General features: G+C 72.1%; 15 protein-coding genes. 9 read left to right on the plus strand and 6 right to left on the minus strand.

From position 1 onward, the window contains the following. Positions 1-351 precede the first annotated feature (351 nt). The gene (locus tag ACZ4S3_RS39930) at positions 352-1,302 is read right to left on the minus strand and encodes a hypothetical protein (protein ID WP_467943665.1); all 951 of its coding nucleotides are present in this window, start codon (positions 1,300-1,302) and stop codon (positions 352-354) included. Between the two features lie 275 nt (positions 1,303-1,577). Further along, entirely contained in the window at positions 1,578-1,844 is a 267-nt protein-coding gene (gene rpsT / locus ACZ4S3_RS39935; protein WP_467943667.1) for a 30S ribosomal protein S20, read from the minus strand. A gap of 260 nt (positions 1,845-2,104) precedes the next feature. Between rpsT and lepA the strand changes: the two genes are divergently transcribed. From lepA to ACZ4S3_RS39960, 5 genes are all read left to right on the plus strand, one after another. Continuing rightward, positions 2,105-3,973, plus strand: coding sequence for a translation elongation factor 4 (lepA, locus tag ACZ4S3_RS39940; RefSeq protein WP_467943669.1), 1,869 nt, complete (start codon positions 2,105-2,107; stop codon positions 3,971-3,973). Between the two features lie 358 nt (positions 3,974-4,331). Next, a complete protein-coding gene (locus ACZ4S3_RS39945; RefSeq protein WP_467943671.1) occupies positions 4,332-6,221 on the plus strand; it encodes an AMP-dependent synthetase/ligase in 1,890 nt (629 codons plus the stop codon). 273 nt (positions 6,222-6,494) lie between these two features. After that, positions 6,495-8,549 carry a SpoIIE family protein phosphatase gene (locus ACZ4S3_RS39950; protein ID WP_467943672.1) on the plus strand — a complete coding sequence of 685 codons (2,055 nt, stop codon included), beginning with the start codon at positions 6,495-6,497 and terminating at the stop codon, positions 8,547-8,549. A 55-nt stretch (positions 8,550-8,604) separates the two neighbouring features. Beyond that, positions 8,605-9,837: a radical SAM family heme chaperone HemW gene (gene hemW / locus ACZ4S3_RS39955; protein WP_467943674.1), complete on the plus strand. Its 1,233-nt coding sequence runs from the start codon at positions 8,605-8,607 to the stop codon at positions 9,835-9,837. A 107-nt stretch (positions 9,838-9,944) separates the two neighbouring features. After that, a complete protein-coding gene (locus tag ACZ4S3_RS39960) occupies positions 9,945-10,607 on the plus strand; it encodes a Uma2 family endonuclease (protein WP_467943675.1) in 663 nt (220 codons plus the stop codon). Here ACZ4S3_RS39960 and ACZ4S3_RS39965 read toward each other — a convergent pair. Continuing rightward, positions 10,591-11,418, minus strand: coding sequence for a DUF3097 domain-containing protein (locus tag ACZ4S3_RS39965; RefSeq protein ID WP_467943677.1), 828 nt, complete (start codon positions 11,416-11,418; stop codon positions 10,591-10,593). The genes ACZ4S3_RS39960 and ACZ4S3_RS39965 overlap by 17 nt on opposite strands. Positions 11,419-11,461: 43 nt before the next feature. Next, a complete protein-coding gene (locus tag ACZ4S3_RS39970) occupies positions 11,462-12,199 on the minus strand; it encodes an MBL fold metallo-hydrolase (protein WP_467943679.1) in 738 nt (245 codons plus the stop codon). A 205-nt stretch (positions 12,200-12,404) separates the two neighbouring features. On the opposite strand from ACZ4S3_RS39970, the gene hrcA reads away from it, so the two are divergent. The 4 genes from hrcA (at position 12,405) to ACZ4S3_RS39990 (ending at position 16,460) form a co-directional block, all read left to right on the plus strand. After that, on the plus strand, positions 12,405-13,421 hold the full coding sequence (gene hrcA / locus ACZ4S3_RS39975; RefSeq protein WP_467943681.1) for a heat-inducible transcriptional repressor HrcA: 1,017 nt from the start codon (positions 12,405-12,407) through the stop codon (positions 13,419-13,421). Then, a complete protein-coding gene (gene dnaJ, locus ACZ4S3_RS39980; protein WP_467943683.1) occupies positions 13,422-14,555 on the plus strand; it encodes a molecular chaperone DnaJ in 1,134 nt (377 codons plus the stop codon). Between the two features lie 76 nt (positions 14,556-14,631). Further along, complete coding sequence (locus tag ACZ4S3_RS39985) at positions 14,632-15,720, plus strand: nitronate monooxygenase (RefSeq protein ID WP_467943685.1); 1,089 nt, start codon at positions 14,632-14,634, stop codon at positions 15,718-15,720. Beyond that, positions 15,717-16,460, plus strand: a complete 744-nt coding sequence (locus tag ACZ4S3_RS39990; RefSeq protein ID WP_467943686.1) for a 16S rRNA (uracil(1498)-N(3))-methyltransferase — start codon at positions 15,717-15,719, stop codon at positions 16,458-16,460. Before ACZ4S3_RS39985 ends, ACZ4S3_RS39990 begins: the two co-directional genes overlap by 4 nt. 9 nt (positions 16,461-16,469) lie before the next feature. Here the strand turns inward: ACZ4S3_RS39990 and ACZ4S3_RS39995 are convergent, their stop codons facing one another. Together ACZ4S3_RS39995 and ACZ4S3_RS40000 are read right to left on the minus strand one after the other, a co-directional pair. Continuing rightward, positions 16,470-18,881, minus strand: a complete 2,412-nt coding sequence (locus ACZ4S3_RS39995; protein WP_467943688.1) for a hypothetical protein — start codon at positions 18,879-18,881, stop codon at positions 16,470-16,472. A 130-nt stretch (positions 18,882-19,011) separates the two neighbouring features. Then, complete coding sequence (locus tag ACZ4S3_RS40000; RefSeq protein ID WP_467943689.1) at positions 19,012-21,486, minus strand: hypothetical protein; 2,475 nt, start codon at positions 21,484-21,486, stop codon at positions 19,012-19,014. Positions 21,487-21,760: the final 274 nt, after the last annotated feature.

The following is a 21,760-nucleotide window of genomic DNA, read 5'->3' on the forward strand; positions in this document are numbered from 1 at the left end:
GATTTGCCCAACCGTCAGCGACTGTTCACACAGTCACATCAACGAACACCGCCGCCACCCGTCACGCCACATGCGGTTGCAGTACTAGGGGGACGTCGAACGCATGCCGTAGGGGGTGAAAACGCCCCCTGCGGGCCACAACGTGGCGGGCCGGGGCGGATATTCCGGGGCACCCCACGCGATCGCCAAGCCGCCGCCAGGGCGCCGCCCAGGCCCGAGCCGCCCCCTGAAGCCAAGCCACGAGCGAGCTCGCCGCCCCCGAAAGCCCAGCCCAAGCGCACAGCTCACCGCCCCTGAAGCCAAGCCACGAGCGCAGCTCACCGACCCGAAAGCTCAGCCCAAGCGCGCAGCTCACCGCCCCCCGGAGCTCCGTAGCCGCTGAAGCGTCTCCCGCGCGCTGGTTTTCAGCATCGTCGCCACTTCATCGCCGGCCGGCTGCGTGCCGGAGGTGTTGCCCGATGCGTAGTTCGACCATGTCGACTGATACGTCAGCCAGCCGTCCCGTACGCCGAGGACCATGTACGAGGTGGCGGCGCTGCCGTCCGTGTTCTTCTGGGTCACCAGATAGGCCTCGTCGCCGATGCCCGTGACCGGCTCGACCCGGTAGCCGACCGTGGTCGCCTGCTTCTCGTACGCTCGGTAGACGGCCGCGAACTCCGGGCCCGGGTCGCTCTTCTTGTGCAGGGTGGCGGTGGTGTAGAGCCAGGTCGATGAGTAGGCGGAGCTGCTCGCGTTCTTCGCCTTCAGCGAGATGTTGCACCCCATGCTGTCCATCGCGCTCTGCTGGGACCCGCTGTGCTGCGGATTGGCAGCGGCGGTCTTTCCGTCCGAGCCGGCGCCCTGGCCGTTGTCCTCGAGGGTGAAGCCGGCGTTCTGGAACGGCGTCGTCGACGTGGCCGCGCACAGGTTGTCGGTGTACGAGTAGCCCGCCAGATCGGCACGCGGCGCCGACGAGAAGGCGCCGGTGGCGAACATCACGGAGCCCCAGACCGCGGAGGCGGCGACCGCCCCGCCGATCGCACAGACCCAGCCGGACACACCCCGGCCGGCGCCGCCGCCCGCCCCGCCCGCAGGCGGATAGCCGTACCCGCCGGGCGCCGGGATGCCGTACTCACCGGGCGCCTGCCCGTAGGGACTGACCTGCGGTGTGACAGGCGCGCCAGGCGTGCCAGGTGCGTGAGGAGTGGCGGGTGTGTGCGGAGTACCGGGTGCGTGAGGAGTACCGGGTGTATTCGGTGCGCCGGGTGTGCCCGGTGCGGCATAAGGGTCGTATGCGCTGTTCTGGTCCCCCGGGAGCGACATGACCGCAGATTAGCGGACAAGTGAGAGATCCGGCCCCTGTCGGAGCAACGAAAAACCCCGCCACGCCCCGGGGAAGGGGCGAAGGCGGGGCCTTCGTCTTCAGCATGTGCGGCTGGGCCGGCGGAATCCGCCGGCCGGGCCGGGTGCGCCGCACCCGCGTGGCGAACGCAGGCCGTGTGCGGCGCGGTGGTGCACCGGTCAGGGAGCGGAGAGAGGGGCCGCTGAGTCCCTGTCGGCAGGGGTACTGCAGGTAAAGCGGTCAGTCAGGCGAAGGTTCAGCCCTTGAGGGCGAAAACCTTCTTGGCCAGCGCCGACTTCCTGTTGGCGGCGGCGTTCTTGTGGATGACGCCCTTGCTGACGGCCTTGTCGAGCTTCTTGCCCGCCGCGGCGAAGGCCTCGGTGGCCTTCTGCGCGTCGCCGGCCTCGATGGCCTCACGGGTACGACGGATCGAGGTCTTCAGAGCGGACTTGACAGCCTTGTTGCGCTGACGAGCCTTCTCGTTGGTCTTGATCCGCTTCATCTGGGACTTGATGTTCGCCACGAAAGAGCCTTTTCAGGTTCGTTGGAGTTTCGAGTTGCGCCGCGCACCAGAGAGGGCACGAAGCGCAGTGGACCAGGTTACCAGCAGGGGCTACGACGTCCCAAAACGGTGTCCCGAACCGGACCGGGGCCGCCCTCCGGCCGCCCGGCAGCGCCGCACGCGTACCGCCCAAACCGGACCGCGCCTCCCGCTCATGGGACCATGGGGGAGACGTCACACAACCGAGTCCCGCCTACCCGCGTTCACTGAATGGACCCTGCGTGCCCGCGACCCCTACGAACGTGCCGGAGCCGAGCCGTACCGACCCGGCCCTCCTCCGTAACTTCTGCATCATCGCGCACATCGACCACGGCAAGTCGACGCTCGCCGACCGGATGCTCCAGCTCACCGGTGTCGTCGACCAGCGGCAGATGCGCGCGCAGTATCTCGACCGCATGGACATCGAGCGCGAGCGCGGCATCACGATCAAGTCCCAGGCGGTCCGGCTGCCCTGGGCCCCCTCCGAGGGCGAGGAGAAGAGCGGTACCACTCACATCCTCAACATGATCGACACTCCGGGCCACGTCGACTTCACCTACGAGGTCTCCCGCTCCCTCGCCGCGTGCGAGGCCTGCATCCTGCTCGTCGACGCGGCCCAGGGCATCGAGGCCCAGACCCTCGCCAACCTCTACCTGGCGATGGAGAACGACCTCACGATCATCCCCGTACTGAACAAGATCGACCTGCCGGCCGCGCAGCCCGAGAAGTTCGCCGCCGAGCTGGCGAACCTGGTCGGCTGCGAGCCCGAGGACGTCCTGCGGGTGTCCGCCAAGACCGGCGTCGGCGTGCCCGAGCTGCTGGACAGAGTGGTCCGCGAGGTTCCGCCCCCGGTCGGCGTCAAGGACGCGCCCGCCCGCGCGATGATCTTCGACTCGGTCTACGACGCATACCGCGGTGTCGTGACCTACGTCAAGGTCGTCGACGGCACACTCAGCAAGCGCGAGCGCATCAGGATGATGTCCACCGGCGCCGCGCACGAGCTGCTGGAGATCGGTACGAACTCCCCGGAGATGACGGCCGCCGACGGGCTGTCCGTCGGCGAGGTCGGCTACCTCATCACCGGCGTGAAGGACGTCCGGCAGTCGAAGGTCGGCGACACGATCACCCAGCTCAGCAAGGGTGCCGTGGAAGCGCTGGGCGGCTACAAGGACCCCAAGCCGATGGTGTTCTCGGGGCTGTACCCGCTGGACGGCTCGGACTACCCGGAGCTGCGCGAGGCGCTGGACAAGCTCCAGCTCAACGACGCCGCGCTGGTCTACGAGCCGGAGACCTCCGCGGCCCTCGGCTTCGGCTTCCGGGTCGGCTTCCTCGGTCTGCTGCACCTCGAGGTCGTCCGCGAGCGCCTGGAGCGCGAGTTCGGCCTCGATCTGATCGCCACCGCGCCCAACGTGGTCTACCGCGTGGACATGGAGGACGGCACCGAGTACATCGTCACCAACCCCAGCGAGTTCCCGGTCGGCAAGATCGACCAGGTGCACGAGCCGGTCGTACGGGCCACGATCCTCGCCCCGAGCGAGTTCATCGGCGCGATCATGGAGCTGTGCCAGAACCGCCGCGGCACCCTGCTCGGCATGGACTACCTCTCCGAGGACCGCGTCGAGATCCGCTACACCCTCCCGCTCGCCGAGGTCGTCTTCGACTTCTTCGACCAGCTCAAGTCCAAGACCCGCGGCTATGCCTCGCTGGACTACGAGCCCACCGGCGAGCAGGCCTCCGACCTGGTCAAGGTCGACATCCTGCTGCACGGCGACAAGGTGGACGCGTTCTCCGCGATCACCCACAAGGACAAGGCCTACGCCTATGGCGTGCGGCTGGTCGCCAAGCTGCGCGAGCTGATCCCACGGCAGGGCTTCGAGGTGCCGATCCAGGCCGCCATCGGCGCCCGGGTCATCGCCCGTGAGACGGTCCGCGCCATCCGCAAGGACGTCCTCGCCAAGTGCTACGGCGGTGACATCTCCCGTAAGCGGAAGCTGCTGGAGAAGCAGAAGGAAGGCAAGAAGCGGATGAAGATGGTCGGCAGCGTGGAGGTCCCGCAGGATGCCTTCATCGCGGTGCTGTCCTCGGACTCCGACGGCGACAAGAAAAAGTAGCCGTACGCGTCAGCGCGAGCAGAAGCAGCAGACAGAAGCAGGGCGTCGTTCCCCCGGGGGCGGCGCCCTGTCGTCTATCCGGGTGGGTATCGGTGCGTATGCGGGGTGCATCACCGGGGCGTACGGAGCGTTGCGTGTCCGGTCCGTGTGCGTCGTGATACGGCCTGTGACCTGGAGTTTTGCTCTCGGCGTAGTGCGCTGCCGGGCGGTGTGTGTGCTATGTGCACCTATCGCACTGGTCACATCATGAACGAGTCGGCCGCAGACCCTTACGCGTCGGCGCAACGCGCTCTACTCTGATCACTGCTCAAAGGTTACTCGCGAGTCACCAGCAACGAAGCGGGCCCCGGAGGATGCCGTGACGGACACCCACACGCTGATCGAAAACCGGCCGCCCTCGGTGGCGACCCTCTTCCTGGAGCGGGTGGCGGCCACGCCCGATGCCGAGGCCTATCGCTATCCCGTCCCGCCCTCCTCGGGGAGCGGCCCCGACGACTGGAAGACGCTCACCTGGGGCGAGGCCGCGCAGCGGGTCCACGGCGTCGCGGCCGGGCTGATCGCGCTGGGCGTACGGCCCGAGGAGCGGGTGGCGCTCGCCGCCAACACCCGCGTCGAATGGATCCTCGCGGACCTCGGCGTGCTGTGCTCCGGCGCCGCCACCACCACGGTCTACCCCAGCACCAACACCGAGGAGACGGCCTACATCCTGGCCGACTCCGGCAGCCGGGTGCTGATCGCGGAGGACGCCGGACAGCTCGCCAAGGCCCGCGAGAACCGCGCCGGACTGCCCGAGCTCGCGCATGTCGTGGTCATCGACGAGGCGGATGCGCAGCCGGCCGAGGGCGACCCCGACGGCTGGGTGCTCTCCCTCGCCGATCTGGAGAAGCGCGGCGCCGCCTATCTGGAGGAGAACCCGGACTGCGTCACCGAGCGGGTCGCCGCCCTGCGCGCCGACCAGCTGGCGACGCTGATCTACACCTCGGGCACCACCGGCCGCCCCAAGGGGGTGCGGCTGCCGCACGACTGCTGGGCGTACATGGCGCGGGCGATCCAGGCGACCGGGATGGTCGCCGCGGACGATGTGCAGTACCTGTGGCTGCCGCTGGCGCACGTCTTCGGGAAGGTGCTGACCGCCGGGCAGGTCTCGGTCGGCCATGTGATCGCCGTGGACGGCCGGGTCGACAAGATCATCGAGAATCTGCCGGTCGTCCGGCCCACGTACATGGCGGCCGTACCGCGGATCTTCGAGAAGGTCTACAACGGCGTGGCGGCCAAGGCCCGCGCGGGCGGCGGCGCGAAGTACAAGATCTTCCAGTGGGCGGCGGGGGTGGCCCGCGAGTACGCCAAGGTCTCCCAGGACAACTTCAAGCGCACCGGCAACGCCTCGGTGCCGTTCGCGCTCGGCGCCAAGCACAAGGTCGCCGACGCCCTCGTCTACGCCAAACTCCGCGATGCCTTCGGCGGCCGGCTGCGCGCCGCGGTCTCCGGCTCGGCCGCGCTCTCGCCCGAGATCGGCTACTTCTTCTCCGGCGCCGGCATCCACATCCTGGAGGGTTACGGCCTGACGGAGTCCAGCGCCGCCAGCTTCGTCAATCCCGGTGAGGCCTACCGCACCGGCACGGTCGGCAAGCCGCTGCCCGGCACCGAGGTACGGATCGCGGAGGACGGCGAGATCCTGCTGCGCGGCCCCGGCATCATGCAGGGCTACCACGGCCTGCCGGACAAGACCGCCGAGGTCCTGGAGGAGGACGGCTGGTTCCACACCGGCGACATCGGCGAGCTGTCCGCGGACGGCTATCTGCGCATCACCGACCGCAAGAAGGACCTGATCAAGACCTCCGGCGGCAAGTACATCGCGCCGGCCGAGGTGGAGGGCCAGTTCAAGGCGGTCTGCCCGTTCGTCTCCAATGTGCTGGTGCACGGCGCGAACCGGAACTTCTGCACTGCCCTGATCGCCCTCGACGAGCCGACGATCATGGGCTGGGCCAAGGAGCACGGCCTGGAAGGCAAGGCGTACGCCGAGGTCGTCGCCACCGACCGGGTCCGCGAGCTGATCGACGGCTATGTCGAGCGGGTCAACGAAGGGCTGCAGCGCTGGCAGCAGATCCGTAAGTTCCGGCTGCTGCCGCGTGACCTGGACATCGAGCACGGCGAGGTGACCCCCAGCCTCAAGGTCAAGCGGCCGGTGGTGGAGCGGGCGTTCAAGGACCTGCTCGACGAGATGTACGCCGGGGCGCGGGAGGCGTAGCACGCCGGTCCGAGGCGGGGCGGGGTGGTCAGGGGCGGCGCGCACGCCGGCCCCGCATCCCCGCCCCCTCTCGTACGGACGTCCTCCCGGCGCTTGTCCATACAGGTTCACCATCGGACATCCCGTACATGTCGGCCAACTCCCCGGGCGTGTCAGCCGAATCACCCCCTTTGAGCTCCAACTTCCGTGACTCCGTGCTTATGGGCGCGCTCGGTCTGTCACTCTGTCGGTGGCGCATCCGGCGCTGACGCGGAGCTGCTCGGGAGTTGGTCAATGAGGACGACAACTTCATCACCACCGGACGACGTCACGGCGGCGCGTATGCAGGCCGACGGCGCCTTTCGTGGCGGGCACTCCCGTGCCGCCTGCCTGCCCGGCGACCCCCGGGCCGCGGCCGCCGCTCGGCAGTTCGTCCGGACGGTGTTCGCCGAGTGGACCGCCCAGGACCTGCCCGGCTCGCAGGACCTCACCGACCGTCTCGCCGACGAAGCGGTCCTGCTGGTCAGCGAGTTGGTCACCAACGCCGTGGTGCACGCGGGCACCGCCGTCGAACTCCGCTGCCGCCTGGAGCCGGCGGCCGGGCCGGATCCGTACGAGAGCCTGAACCCGGCCGGCGAGCCCCAGCCCTACGCGCCCCCGGAAGAGGACCCCGGCGGACCGGACGACACGGCACGGGCCGGCGTCGTCATCGAGGTCTCCGACCACCACCCGGCCCGGCCGGTGCGCGCCCGCGAGGAGGTCCCGGCGTCCGACGGCGGCGGCCACGGACTGCAGTTGATCAGCGCGGTCGCCGAGTCCTGGGGCATCACCTACCGCCGCGCCATGAAAACCGTATGGTTCCGGCTCGGCGTGGGTGCCCGTCCGGAGCCGGAGGGCGCCTTCGACAACCAGCTGCTGCAGCACGGACTGCGCGCCGCCGAACTCCTCGCCCCCACCCCGCGCCGCGCCGTCCGGCAGGCCTCCGAGGGCGACTGGGTCCACCGGGGCGCCCTCTCCTTCCTCGCCGAGGCCTCCGACCTGCTCTCGGGCCAGCTCGACGCCGACCAAGTCGCCTCCCTCGCCGCCCAGTTGACCGTGCCGCGGCTCGCCGACTGGTGCGCGGTGTGGCTCTACGACGGCGACGGCGGCGCGCCCGGACGCGGCATCGAGGGCGACGGCCAGGCGCAGCGGCTCGCCCGCGTCTGGCACTCCAGCGAGAGCCGGATCGACTCGCTGCGTGCCGCACTGGAGAAGGACCCGCCCCCGATGGCGGGCGGCGACACCGGCCTGAGCAGCACCCCCGCCGCGGTCCGCTGGCCCTGGCCACCGGAACCGAACGGCTACGGCCCCGGCGGCGCCTCCCTGGCCTGCCCCCTCGTGGCCGGCGGCCGGCGGCTGGGCACGCTGCTGCTGGGCCGGGCCGGGCTGCTGCGCTTCCCCGACGAGGTGGTCGGCCTGGTGGAGGACCTGTGCCGCCGGGTCGCCCGCGCCATGGCCACCGCCCGCGCCTACAGCCGTCAGGAGCGCATCAGCCAGGTCCTGCAGCGCAGGCTGCTGCCGCGCGGCCGGGCACAGGTGCCCGGGGTGGCGTCGGCGGTGGTCTACGAACCCCGCGAGGGCGCCTGGGCGGGCGGCGACTTCTGGGACCTCTTCGACGCCGGAGACGGCCGCTGGTGCTTCGCCCTCGGCGACGTCTGCGGCAGCGGCCCCGAGGCGGCCGCGGTGACGGGCCTGGCCCGGCCGGTGCTGCGGCTGCTGGCCCGCGACGGCTTCGGCGTCGCCGAGGTCCTCGACCGCCTCAACAAGACCATGGCCCGCGAGGCCGCGGACTCCGTCGCGGCGGTCGCGGCCGCGGTGGCGGCGGCGGGAGCGGGCGCCGAGGCCCCGGTCGAGATCCGCGACGAGGGCGAACAGGCCCGCTTCCTCTCCCTGCTCTACGGCGAGATCGTGCCGTATCACGCCGGCTCCGGCGGCGCCCGCTGCACCCTCGCCAGCGCCGGTCATCCGCTGCCGCTGGTGCTGGGCGCGGACGGCGCGGTCCGGGTCGTCGCGGCGCCGCAGATGCTGCTGGGCGTGGTCGAGGACGCGGCGTACGTCAGCGAGTCCTTCGACCTCTGCGCCGGGGAGACGCTGCTGTGCGTGACCGACGGGGTGACCGAGCGCCGCTCGGGCGGCCGGCTCTTCGACGACGAGGACGGCCTGGCCACCGCCCTCGCCGCCTGCACGGGCCTGGGCGCCACCGCCGTCGCGGAACACATCCGCAGCACCGTGCACGCGTTCGCGGCGACGCCGCCGGACGATGATCTGGCGCTGCTGGTGCTGCAGGCGTCGGGGAACGGCGTGCCGTAGGGCGGCCCACCGGCGCGGGGAACGGTTCCCGCCGCCATGACGGACAATGGACCCCATGCCTTCCGCACTGCCTGATGGTGAGCCGATGCCCGAGGACGGGGCGCTGCCCCGCCATGCGCTGACGGGGGCCGCCGAGCGGCCCCTCGGCTTCTATCTGCATGTGCCGTACTGCGCGACCCGCTGCGGCTACTGCGATTTCAACACCTACACCGCGAGCGAGCTGCGCGGCTCCGGCGGCGCCCTGGCCTCCCGCGACAACTACGCCGACCATGTGATCGAGGAGATCCGGCTGGCCCGCAAGGTGCTGGGCGACGACCCCCGCCAGGTGGAGACGGTCTTCGTCGGCGGCGGCACCCCGACCCTGCTCCCCGCCGCCGACCTCGGCCGGATGCTGGCGGCCATCCGCGACGAATTCGGCCTCGCCCCGGGCGCCGAGATCACCACCGAGGCCAACCCCGAATCCGTCGGCCCGCGCTACCTCACCGAGCTGCGCGAGGGCGGCTACAACCGCGTCTCCTTCGGCATGCAGAGCGCGCGGCAGCACGTCCTGAAGATCCTCGACCGTACGCACACCCCCGGCCGCCCCGAGGCCTGCGTCGCCGAGGCCCGCGCGGCCGGCTTCGAGCACGTCAATCTCGACCTGATCTACGGCACCCCCGGCGAGAGTGACGACGACTGGCGGGCGTCCCTGGACGCGGCCCTCGGCGCGGGCCCCGACCACATCTCCGCCTACGCCCTGATCGTCGAGGAGGGCACCCAGCTGGCCCGCCGGATCCGCCGTGGTGAGGTCCCGATGACCGACGACGACGTCCACGCCGACCGCTACCTGATCGCCGACGAACGCCTCGCCGCCGCCGGATTCACCTGGTATGAGGTCTCCAACTGGGCCACCACCGACGCCGCCCGCTGCCGCCACAACGAGCTGTACTGGACCGGCGCCGACTGGTGGGGCGCGGGCCCCGGCGCCCACAGCCACGTCGGCGGCGTCCGGTGGTGGAACGTCAAGCATCCGGGCGCCTACGCCCAGGCCCTGGCGGAGGGCCGCTCCCCGGGCGCCGGCCGCGAGATCCTGCCGGACGAGGACCGGCGGGTGGAGCGCATCCTGCTGGAGCTGCGGCTGGTGGACGGCTGTCCGCTGGATCTGCTGGCCCCCGCCGGCGCCCGCGCGGCCGAGCGCGCCCTGGCGGACGGACTGCTGGAGGCCGGGCCGTACGAGGCCGGGCGGGCGGTTTTGACGCTGCGAGGGCGGTTGTTGGCTGACGCTGTGGTGCGGGATCTGGTGGACTGATCGCTCGCCGGGGTGAATCAGTGCGGGAGGCGCCCCTGCCCGCCCCTGCCCTCCGTAGGCTGCCGCCGACGGACCTGTAGCGCGGGCGGATGCGGAGGGGCTCCCAAGTGGCCACTGTGGACGAGCACCGGATGGCCGAGTTCTTCCACGGCCTCGACGTGCCGGAGGGCATCAAGGCCGAGCTCCTCCGGGGAGAGATCGTGCTGTCGGATGCGCGTGATCGCCGCATGGCCGCGTACTTCCGGAGCCTGGAGGTACCGGACGGCGTCCGCGCCGAGCTTCTCTGGGGAGAGATCTTCCTGTCGGCCGACCGCCGTCCGGCCCACGACCTGGTGGTCGAAGCCGTGCGGAACCAGATCCCGAGCCCGCGGTGTCTCCAAAGCCGGCCCGTCGGCATCCCGGATCAGGCCGGCGAAGCCGTGCCGGACCTGGTGGTCATGGAGCGCGGCGTCGAAGCGGCGGCGCGGTGCCCGCTCCCGCCGGAGGTGATCACGATGGTCGTCGAGGTCGTCTCCCCTGCCCGTATCGACCGGACCTACCGAATCAAGCGCTCGGTCTACGCGGCGGGGGCCGTGCCCGCGTACTTGATCATCGATCCCGTCGAGGCCCACTGCGTCCTCTTCACTGAGCCCGTCGGCGGCGGCGAGGAGTCCGACTACGCGGTGAGCCGGACCAGCCGGTTCGGATACCCCGTACCGCTGGACGGCCTCGGCATCGGGCTGGACACCACCGGGTTCCCGCTGCCGTCCCCGGTTACGGGCAGCCGGTGACGAAGTCGATCAACTCCTCCACCCGCCCCAGGAGTTGCGGCTCCAGGTCCTTGTAGGACCGCACGCACGACAGAATCCGCTGCCACGCCGCCCCCGTGTTCTCCGGCCAGCCCAGCGCCCGGCACACCCCCGTCTTCCAGTCCTGCCCGCGCGGCACGCGCGGCCACGCCGCAATCCCCACCGACGACGGCTTCACCGCCTCCCACACATCGATGTACGGGTGGCCCACCACCAGCGCATGATCACCGGTCACCTCGGCCGCGATCCGGGACTCCTTCGAGCCGGGCACCAGATGGTCCACCAGGACGCCGAGGCGAGCATCCGGGCCGGGGGAGAAGCCGCGGACGATCGCCGGCAGGTCGTCGATGCCCTCCAGGTACTCCACGACGACGCCCTCGATGCGCAGGTCGTCGCCCCACACCCGCTCGACCAGCTCCGCGTCGTGCCGGCCCTCCACGTAAATGCGCCCGGCGCGCGCGACCCGGGCGCGGGCGCCGGGAACGGCGAGCGAGCCGGATGCCGTACGGGCCGGACCGCTCGCCGCCGGGCGGTTCTGCGGGCGGACGAGGGTGACGGCCTTGCCCTCCAGAAGGAAGCCGCGCGGAGTCATGGGGAAGACCCGGTGCTTGCCGAAGCGGTCCTCCAGGGTGACCGTCGCCCCCTCGGCGGTCTTCTCGCAGCGGATCACCGCGCCACAGAAGCCCGTGGTGACCTCCTCGACGACCAGATCGGGGTCGGCCGGGACCTCGGGGGCGGGCCGCTGCCTCTTCCACGGCGGAGTGAGGTCGGGGCCGTACTGCTTGCTGCGCATGGGGTCCAGTTCTTTTCAGGCGTCGGGTACGGGGCGGGCGCGGTCAGGGGGACGGCGGCACGCCGAAGCGGACGGCGAGGGCCTCCCGCTGCGCGCGTACGAAGCCGGCGTCCACCACGGCGCCGTGCCCCGGTACGTACACCGCGTCGTCGCCGCCGAGGGCCAGCAGCCGGTCCAGGGCCGCCGGCCACTGCTGGGGCAGCGCGTCCAGGCCGGCGTTCGGTTCGCCGGATTCCTCGACCAGGTCGCCGCAGAAGACGATCTCGGGGGTGCCGCCCCGGCCCGGTACGAGGACGGCCAGGTCGTGGGCGGTGTGTCCGGGGCCGACATTGGCGAGCAGCACCTGCCGGTCGCCGAGGCTGACGGTCAGTTCCCCATGGACGTGATGATGCGGGCTCACCAGCAGATCGGCGGCCTCGGCGGCGGCTTCCCGGTCGACGCCGTGCCGTACCGCGTCCCGGCGCAGCTCGTCCCGGTCGCGCCGCAGCAGATCGGCGAGCCCGGCGGCGCCGAACACCTCGACCCCGGCGAAGGCCGCGGTACCCAGCACATGATCGAAATGCGGGTGGGTGAGCGCGACATGCGTCACTTCCCGGCCCAGCACGCCGCGGATCGCGCGGCGCAGATCGGCGCCGTCGCGCAGGGATGCGCCGGTATCGACGATCATCACGCCGGCCGATCCGGCGATCACGCCGATCGTCTCGTCCCAGCCCGGCATCCGGCGTCTGGCAACACCTTCACCGAGCCGTTCCCACCCGGCCTCTTCCCAAGCAGTGTGCATACCGAGACGCTAGCTCCATCGCGATAGCGTTGCCCGACAGACCGGCCAGAACGGCCGATCGCGGTCATCGGTCGGCCCTTCCTCGCGGCTGCCCTTGCCGGAGCTGTGCTACCCCGCCGTACACTGGCTTCCGGGTCTGGCACTCGGCCCGTGTGAGTGCCAAGAGTGACCGGACGGCGACACGGCAGGACTGGAGGTGCGCGGGATGCTCAGTGAACGCAGGCTCGAAGTGCTGCGCGCCATCGTCCAGGACTATGTCGGGACGGAGGAGCCGGTCGGCTCCAAGGCCCTCACCGAGCGCCATCAGCTGGGCGTCTCCCCGGCCACGGTCCGCAATGACATGGCGGCCCTGGAGGACGAGGGCTTCATCGCCCAGCCGCACACCAGCGCCGGCCGGATCCCCACCGACAAGGGCTACCGCCTCTTCGTCGACAAGCTGGCAGGCGTCAAGCCGCTGTCCTCCCCGGAGCGGCGGGCCATCCAGAACTTCCTCGACGGCGCCGTCGACCTCGACGATGTCGTCGGCCGCACGGTCCGGCTGCTGGCACAGCTCACCCGCCAGGTGGCGGTCGTGCAGTACCCGTCCCTGACCCGGTCCACGGTCCGCCACGTCGAGCTGCTGTCGCTGGCCCCGGCCCGCCTGATGCTCGTACTGATCACGGACACCGGACGGGTCGAGCAGCGGCTGATCGACTGCCAGGCGCCGTTCGGTGAGACCTCGCTCGCGGACCTGCGGGCGCGGCTCAACAGCCGGGTCGTGGGGCGCCGGTTCGCGGATGTGCCGCAGTTGGTGCAGGATCTCCCGGAGTCCTTCGAGCAGGAGGACCGCGGCACGGTCTCGACAGTGCTGTCGGTATTGCTGGAAACTCTGGTGGAGGAAACCGAAGAGCGGCTGATGATCGGCGGCACCGCCAATCTCACGCGCTTCGGGCACGATTTCCCTTTGACCATCCGCCCGGTCCTGGAAGCCCTCGAGGAGCATGTGGTGCTGCTCAAGCTGCTCGGGGAGGCCAAGGATTCGGGCGTGACCGTACGCATCGGGCATGAGAATGCTCATGAAGGCCTGACGTCCACATCGGTCGTCGCGGTCGGTTACGGTTCCGGCGACGAGGCAGTCGCCAAACTCGGCGTGGTCGGACCGACCCGCATGGACTACCCCGGAACGATGGGAGCGGTACGCGCAGTGGCACGTTACGTCGGACAAATCCTCGCGGAGTCGTAAGTGGCCACGGATTACTACTCGGTCCTCGGCGTCAGTCGTGATGCCTCGCAGGACCAGATCAAGAAGGCATTCCGTCGGCTGGCGCGCGAGCTGCACCCGGACGTGAACCCGGATCCCAAGACCCAGGAGCGGTTCAAGGAGATCAACGCCGCTTACGAGGTGTTGTCGGACCCGCAGAAGAAGCAGGTCTACGACCTCGGCGGCGACCCGCTCTCGCAGGCGGGCGGCGGTGGCGCGGGCGGCTTCGGTGCCGGCTTCGGCAACTTCTCCGACATCATGGACGCCTTCTTCGGCACGGCCTCGCAGCGCGGCCCGCGCTCGCGCACCCGCCGCGGCCAGGACGCCATGATCCGGCTCGACATCGAGCTGAACGAAGCGGCCTTCGGCACCACCAAGGACATCCAGGTCGACACCGCCGTGGTGTGTACGACCTGCAGCGGCGAGGGCGCGGCGCCCGGCACCTCCGCGCAGACCTGTGACATGTGCCGCGGCCGCGGTGAGGTCTCGCAGGTCACCCGGTCCTTCCTCGGCCAGGTCATGACGTCGCGGCCGTGCCCGCAGTGCCAGGGCTTCGGCACGGTCGTGCCGACCCCGTGCCCCGAGTGCGCGGGCGACGGCCGGATCCGGTCGCGGCGGACGCTGACGGTCAAGATTCCCGCCGGCGTCGACAACGGGACGCGTATCCAGCTCGCGGGCGAGGGCGAGGTCGGCCCCGGCGGCGGCCCGGCCGGCGACCTCTACGTCGAGATCCATGAGCTGGCGCACCCGGTCTTCCAGCGGCGCGGTGACGATCTGCACTGCACGGTCACCATCCCGATGACGGCTGCGTCGCTGGGCACGAAGTGTCCGCTGGAGACCCTCGACGGAGTGGAGGAGATCGATGTCCGGCCCGGTACCCAGTCCGGCCAGTCGATCCCGCTGCACCAGCGCGGTGTGACCCATCTGCGCGGCGGCGGCCGCGGCGACCTGATTGTCCACGTCGAGGTGCAGACGCCCTCCAAGCTCGATCCCGAGCAGGAAGAGCTGCTGCGGCGGCTGGCCAAGCTCCGGGGTGAAGAGCGCCCCACGGGCCAGTTTCAACCAGGGCAACAGGGGCTTTTCTCGCGGCTGAAGGATGCGTTCAACGGGCGGTAGGTGACCGGCCGGGTGGGGCCGGAGTCCGCTCCGGCCCCGGTTCGGCCTGTAGTGGTGGGCGTGGCACGATGTGGTCATGTCCACCGCACCGACCGATCTCTGCCGCTACCCGATCGTGCAGGCTCCGATGGCGGGAGGCGGCTCGGGTCCCGAGCTGGCCGCCGCCGTCTGCGGCGCCGGCGGTCTCGGCTTCCTTGCTGCCGGCTACAAAACCGCCGACGGCATGTACCAGGAGATCAAACAGCTGCGGTCGCTGACCGACCGGCCCTTCGGCGTCAATCTCTTCATGCCGCAGCCCTCACTGACCGACGCCGCCGCCATCGACGTCTACCGCGAACAGCTCGCCGGCGAGTCCGCCTGGTACGAGACCGATCTCGGCGACATCGAAGGGCCCACTGACGACGGCTACGAGGCCAAGCTCGCGATACTGCGGGAGGACCCGGTGCCGGTGGTGTCCTTCACCTTCGGCTGCCCCTCGCGGGCCGTCTTCGACGCCTTCGCCAAGGTCGGCACGTACACCGTCGTCACGGTCACCACGGCCGCCGAGGCCCAGGCCGCGCAGTGGTCGGGCGCGGACGCGGTGTGTGTGCAGGGCGTGGAGGCCGGTGGCCACCAGGGCACACACCGGGACGACCCGCACGCGGACGGGACCGGCGCGGGGCTCGGCCTGCTGGCGCTGCTCGGCCAGGTCCGCGAGGCGGTGCAGATCCCGGTGATCGCCGCGGGCGGGCTGATGCGCGGGGCGCAGATCGCCGCGGTGCTGGCCGCCGGGGCGACGATGGCCCAGCTGGGCACCGCCTTCCTCGCCACCCCCGAGTCGGGCGCCCACCCGCTGCACAAGCAGGCCCTGACCAACCCCCTTTTCACGCATACGGAGTTGACCCGGGCGTTCTCCGGACGGCCGGCCCGCGGTCTGGTGAACCGCTTCCTGCGCGAGCACGGCCCCTACGCGCCGGCCGCCTACCCCGCCGTTCACTACCTCACCTCCACCGTGCGCAAGGCCGCGGCCAAGGCGGGCGACGCGCAGGGCCTCAGCCTCTGGGCGGGGCAGGGGCACCGGCTGGCCCGGGAACTGCCTGCCGCGCAGCTCGTCGAGGTCCTGGTGGCCGAACTGGACGCGGCATGCGCCGCGTTGTGCCTGCCCCGCGACGGCGCCGCGTCATGACGGCCCCCGTCTTCCTCGTCGACTCCCTCGCGGACGTACGGCCCGGCGGCACGCTGCTGCTGGACGGGCCGGAGGGCCGGCATGCGGTGTCGGTGCGGCGGCTGCGGGTCGGCGAGGAGGTCGTGCTGACGGACGGCGGCGGGACCGGCGCCGAGGGCACGGTGGCCGCCGTCGAGGGCAAGGACCGCCTCACCGTCGCGGTCACCGGCATCCGTACCGAAGCCTCGCCGGCGCCCACCCTCACGGTCGTCCAGGCGCTGCCCAAGGGCGACCGCGGCGAGCTGGCCGTCGAGACGATGACCGAGACCGGCGTCGACGCCATCGTCCCCTGGGCGGCGGCGCGCTGCGTCACCCAGTGGAAGGGCGAGCGGGCCGCCAAGTCGCTGGCCAAATGGCGCGCCACGGCCCGCGAGGCGGGCAAGCAGTCGCGTCGCCTCACCTTCCCCCGGGTCGCCGACCCGCTGACGACCAAGCAGGTCGCCGCCCTTCTCGCCGACGCCGACTTCGCCGCCGTCCTCCACGAGGAGGGCAGTACCCCTCTGGCCACAGCCGAACTCCCCACCAGCGGCAGCATCGTGCTGGTCGTCGGCCCCGAAGGCGGCGTCTCCCCCGAGGAGCTGACCGCCTTCGCGGAGGCCGGTGCCAAGCCCTACCGCCTCGGTACGACGGTCCTGCGCACCTCCACGGCCGGTACGGCCGCCACGGCGCTGCTGCTGGGCCGCACCGGGCGCTGGAGCTGACCCGGACCCTCAGACGGTCACCCCGGCCACCGCCCCGGCGGTGGATATCAGCTCGGTGAGAGTGCCCGCGAAGGTGGGCAGCAACTGCAGGCAGACGGCCCAGGCTTCGACATCGCCGCCCAGGTGCTCATCGGTGAGCGCGATGAGCCGGTCGCGCAGAGCCGGGGAGCCTTCCTGCGGGTCTTCCTGCGGGTCTTCCTGCGGGGGTGTGCCGGTGGCCTGTCCGAGGTACTGCAGGGCCGCTCGGGCGGGGGCGGCGTGGACCAGCAGGTCCTCGGAGGTGAGGTCGCCGCTTTCGAGGGTTGCCGCAACCCAGTCGTCGTCCAGGGAACCGACTCGTTCCCCTAGGGTGCGCAGCACCGCCTCCCGCCGCATCTCCCGCGGGCACTCCTCACGCCCGGCGAGCGCATCCAGCAGGCCGACGGGGAGACTTCCGGCGCGCTGCGCGGCGATCAGCTCGGGCCAGGGGAGCGGGATTCCGTCGCCGGCGAGCCTGCTCACCTGCTCACCCGGGTAGGACCCCTCCTTTCCGAGGAACGCCATCAGCTTGGCCGGGTCCTCCTCGGCGGCGAGCAGGGCATGCAGCCGCTCCGGCCCGTCGGGTGCGTCCAGGAGCTTTTCCGTCCGGCGGCGGAGGGTGACCGGGAGGCGGTCCATGGCCAGGATCTCGCGTACGGCGTCCGGGCCGCAGCGCTCCCATACGGCGATCAGCAGCCGCAGCCGCGCCGCCGGTGCCTGGAGCCTGAGCCGGCCGACGAGCTTACGGGCCACACCGAGGTCGCCGGATTCCAGGCCCGCGATGACCCAGCGACGGTAGTGGCCGAGGTTGACCTCATCGAGCGCGTCCAGCAGCTCGGCGGGCACCGTACGCCGCCCGCCGCCGCGCAGCCGCCCGGCGAGCAGCCGCTCCCGCTCCTGCTGGTCGATACGGCAGTACAGGAACAGACGGGCGTCGACGGCCGGTTCGTCGAAGGCGAAGAGGTACTCGAGCTCGGCGGGGGAGAGCCGGTCGGTGGAGGCGTACGAGGCGAGAGCCGGCACACCATGGGCGGCCACGATCGCCTCCAGGACGGCCGGGGCGGGATCGCCGTACACCAGGAAGTGCTGCACGGCGCGCGGGTCCAGGTGCGGTACGACGGCGATCTGCGCCGCCTGCGAGGCGCACTGGAGGACTTCGAGGAACGCGGCCCGGGACTCTCCGGGGGCGGTGGCCGGGAACACCGCGTCCAGGGGGTGCGGCCAGGTGGTGTTGCGCTTCTTACCGGAGGCGGGCGAGGCGGCGTCGGCCACCAGCTCGGGGGCGGTGCCGTCGGCGCGCCCCAACCGGGCGTAGAACGTCAGCCAGTTGACCGGGTCCGTGCCCAGCGGGGCGACGAGACCGGCGACGGCCTCGCGGGTCGGTTCGTGACCGTAGGGGAGGGCGCCCAGCACGTCCCGCGCCGGCGTCAGCTCGCTCAGCGCGCGCTCGACGGGGAGCCACCCCGCCCGCACGCCGTTCGGGATGACCCGGTCGGCGGGCAGGTCTCCGGCCTCGGTCTGCAAAACGGCCTGCGCGACCAGCTGCTCCGGGCAGCCCTCCCAGGCGAGGAGACCGAGCAGGGGATGGGTGTGCCACGGGTGGGGAGCCATCGACTTCCCGCCGACGGGCCGGCGGTCGTGCTCGCGCAGTAGGAGATCCCACTCCAGGCCGGCGGGCCGCTCGATGCCTCGCTCCCCCAGGCGCACCCGCAGCAGGGCCTGCGCATGCGCCGGGTCCATCCACTCGCCGGCCGGCCGCCGTTCCTGGAGGTAGGCCCCGGGGTCGGGTGCCGCGGCGGCGGCGCGCAGCAGCTCGGCCAGCCCCGGGTGGCCGAGGCCGTCCGCCGACCCTTCGACGATGCCGGCCAGTTCCCCGACGGCCGAGGCTCCGCCCGTGTCGGCGAGGGTGCGGCAGGCGTCCAGGACGACGGCCGTCGGGAGCTCCCGGCCCAGTTGGACGATGGCGTGGCGGACCAGCTCCGGGAACGGACCGCGCAACGCCGGGGCGAGCGCGTTTTTTTCGCTGACGTAGTTCAGGACGTACGGGACGAGCCCGCCCTTGGCGTACCAGCGCTCGTCCGAGGCATCGGCGGCGGCCAGGATCGCCGAGAGGAACTCGGGCTGCCGGGCCCGCCGCGGACTGTAGACCACCTGGGCAGTCCTCGGATCGCCCGTCGCGGCCGCCCGCAGCAGGAACTCCCGGGGATCACCGGTCACCGCGCGCAGCACGCCCGCTCCGTCCTCCAGCCCCGGGAGCAGCTCCGCCGCCTCCCTCGATACATCGAGCCGGCCGGGCAGCGCGGCCAGGAACTCCGCCCGCATCCGCCCGGCGAGCGCCTCGGCGATGGCCGGGTCGGCGAGTCGCAGAGCGTGGCAGAGGTAGGTGGGCGGAGTGCCGGTCACGTGGGCGGTTCCCTTCGCGGAGCGGTCGGAGCGGTCGGAGCGGTCGGTGCGGATCGGTACGGAATCGATCGTGACACGGACCACTGACAACGCAGCGGGGGCGCCGACCGGGCCGCTGTGATCCGGGAGTTCACGCGTGAACGTGCGTCATGGCCCCGGCGGTGGCGGCGAGTTCGGGCAGCGTCCCGGCGAACGTCGGCAGCAGTTGGAGGCAGACGGCCCAGGCCTCGGCGTCCGTGGCCAGATGCTCGCGCGTGAGGGCCGCGGCCCGCTCACGGACCGGGCGCAGCTCTTCCCCGGCGGGCCGGTCATCGGCGTACCGTCGCAGGCAGTCGAGGGCCGCGCGGGCGGGGGCCGCGTGGGTCAGGATGTCCTGCGGGCTGAGCGTCCCACGCTCCAGGGCGTCGTGTATCCACCTCGCCCCGGACTCGGAAACCGTGCCCAGCGCCGTCAGCAGCAGCTCGCGGGGGCAGTCCGGGTGGTCCACCAGCGCGGCCGGCAGGCCGGCGGGGAGCGTACCGGCGTCGTGTGCCGCCACGAGCGCGGGCCAGGGCGGCTCGTGGCCCTCGCTGCAGAGCCGGTGCAGCCGCTCCCGGGGGGAGTCGGACGGCCTGGTGAGGAACGCCAGGAGCCGGGCCGGTGACTCCTCCTCGGCGAGCCGGGAGCGCAGCTGCTCCAGGCCGTCGGGTGCGTCCAGCAGCCGCTCCGTCCGGCGGCGGAGGGTGACGGGGAAGCGGTCCATGGCCAGGATCTCGCGTACGGCGTCCGGGCCGCAGCGCTCCCATACGGCGGCCAGCAGCCGCAGCCGGGACGCGGGCACATGCAGCCGCAGCCGGCCGGCGACCCGGCGGGCCACGCCGAGGTCACCGGATTCCAGGCCGGCGATGAGCCAGTCGCGGTGGTGGCCGACACCGACCTCTTCCAGCACGGCGAGCAGCTCCTGGGGGACCGGGCGGATGCCGCCGCACCGCAGTCGTCCGGCCAGCATCCGCTCCCGCTCGGCCCGGTCGAGGCCGCCGTAGCGGAACAGCTGGGCGTCCACCGCCGGCTCGTCGAGGTCCAGGAGACAGGCCTGCTTCTCGGCGGGGAGGTCGTAGGCGGCGGCCATCGCCACCTGGGCCGGGATGCCATGGGCGGCCACCACTGCGTCGCGGACCGCCGGGGACGGGTCGCCGTAGACGAGGAGATGCTGCACGGCCCGCGCGTCGAAGTGCGGGACGACGGCGATCTGCGCCTCCTCGGAGGCGCACTGGAACATGCCGAGGAACGTCGGCCGGGTGGAAGCGGGATGGACGGCCGGGAACTCCGCCTCCGCAGGCCGCGGCCAACTGGCGTAACGCTTCTTGCGGGTGGCCGTCGAGGTGGCGTCCGCGATCAGGTCGGCGACGCTGCCGCGGGCGCGCCCGATGCGGGCGTAGCACGTCAGCCAGTTGACGGGGTCCGTGCCGAGCCGGGCGAGCAGGCCGGCGAGCGCCTTACGGGTCGGTTCGTGGTCGTAGGGCAGCGCATCCAGCACCGCCTCCGCCGGCGCCACCTCGGCCAGCACACGGTCCACGGACAGCCGGCCCGCACGGATACCGCGTCCGAGGACGTTCTGGAGGAGCGTCCAGCGGTTGGCCGCCCCGGGCATGGTGAGCGCCTCGAAGGGCAGCTCGGCGGCGAAGCGTGCGGTGTTGTCCGGGTCGTCGCGGAAGCTCTCCCACACCAGGCCGGCGGGGCACCCCTCCCACCGGGCGAGCCGGAGCAGCCGGCTGCCGTCCCGGAAATCCGGCACCCGGCTGGTCTCCTGGCCGAAGGGAAGACGCTCGTGCTCGCGCCGGAGCAGGTCCCAGGAAAGGCTGTCGGGCCTGGCCGAAGGGCCGTTGCCGGTACGGAGATCCAGCAGGGCGCGCACCTGGTCCGGGTCGGCCCACTCCCCGGCAGGCCGGCGCTCCCTCAGGTATGTCTCAGGGTCGGGGGCGTCCACCGCCTGCCGCAACATGTCCGGCAGCCAAGGGTGTCCGAGGTCGCCAAGCTCCGGTATCCCCTCGAGGCCGCGGCTGAACGTGTCGATCGCCGTGCGGCCCCCGAGCTCCGCGAGGGTGATGCAGGCGTCCAGGACGACCGGCGGCGGGAGGTAGGGACCGAGCATGGCGACGGCACAGGCGACCATTCCATCGAACCCGCAGGTCAGGGCGAGAAGGAGAGCGGGACCGGGGGCCTCGTCCTGGAGCACCGGGATCAGGCCGTCCTCGTCGCACCAGCGCGGGTCGGCGGGGTCGGCGGCGCGCAGTATCACCGACAGCAGGCCGAAGCCGTTGTCGATCGCGGGCCGTTTGACGCCCGAGGCGTCGCGGTACTCCGCACTCCACAGCGCGCGGGCAACCAGCGGGTCACCGGTCTGTGCCGCCGCTGTGAGGAACTCCTCGGGCCCGACGGTCAGGGTGGCCCGCAGCGCCGCGGCGTCCGGCCCGGCCAGCTGCGCCACCCTCTCTTCCGGGAGCCCGAACCGGTCGGCGAGAACGGCCAGCAGCTCCGGCCGCAGCCGTTCGGCGAGCGCGTCGGCGGTGGCCGGGTCCGCGAGGCTCAGCGCGAGACAGAGCGCGGAGCGGGAGCTGTCGGTCACGGGTGAGGTCCCTTCGCGGAGCGGTCGGAGCGGTCGGAGCGGTCGGAGCGGTCGGAGCGGTCGGCGCGGTCGGCGCGGCCGGACCGGTCGGTACGGATCGGTACGCAACCGATCGTGACACGCCCCACTGACAACGCAGCGGTGGGGGGGGGGCCCCCCCCGGCCCCCCCCCCGGCCCCCCCCGGCCCCCCGCCCCGCCCCCCCCCGGGGGGGGGGGGAGGTGAACGGGCGGGGGGGGGGGGGGTGGGGGTAGCCCCCCCGCCCCCCGGGCGCC

The organism is Streptomyces sp. NPDC028368 (assembly GCF_055565615.1).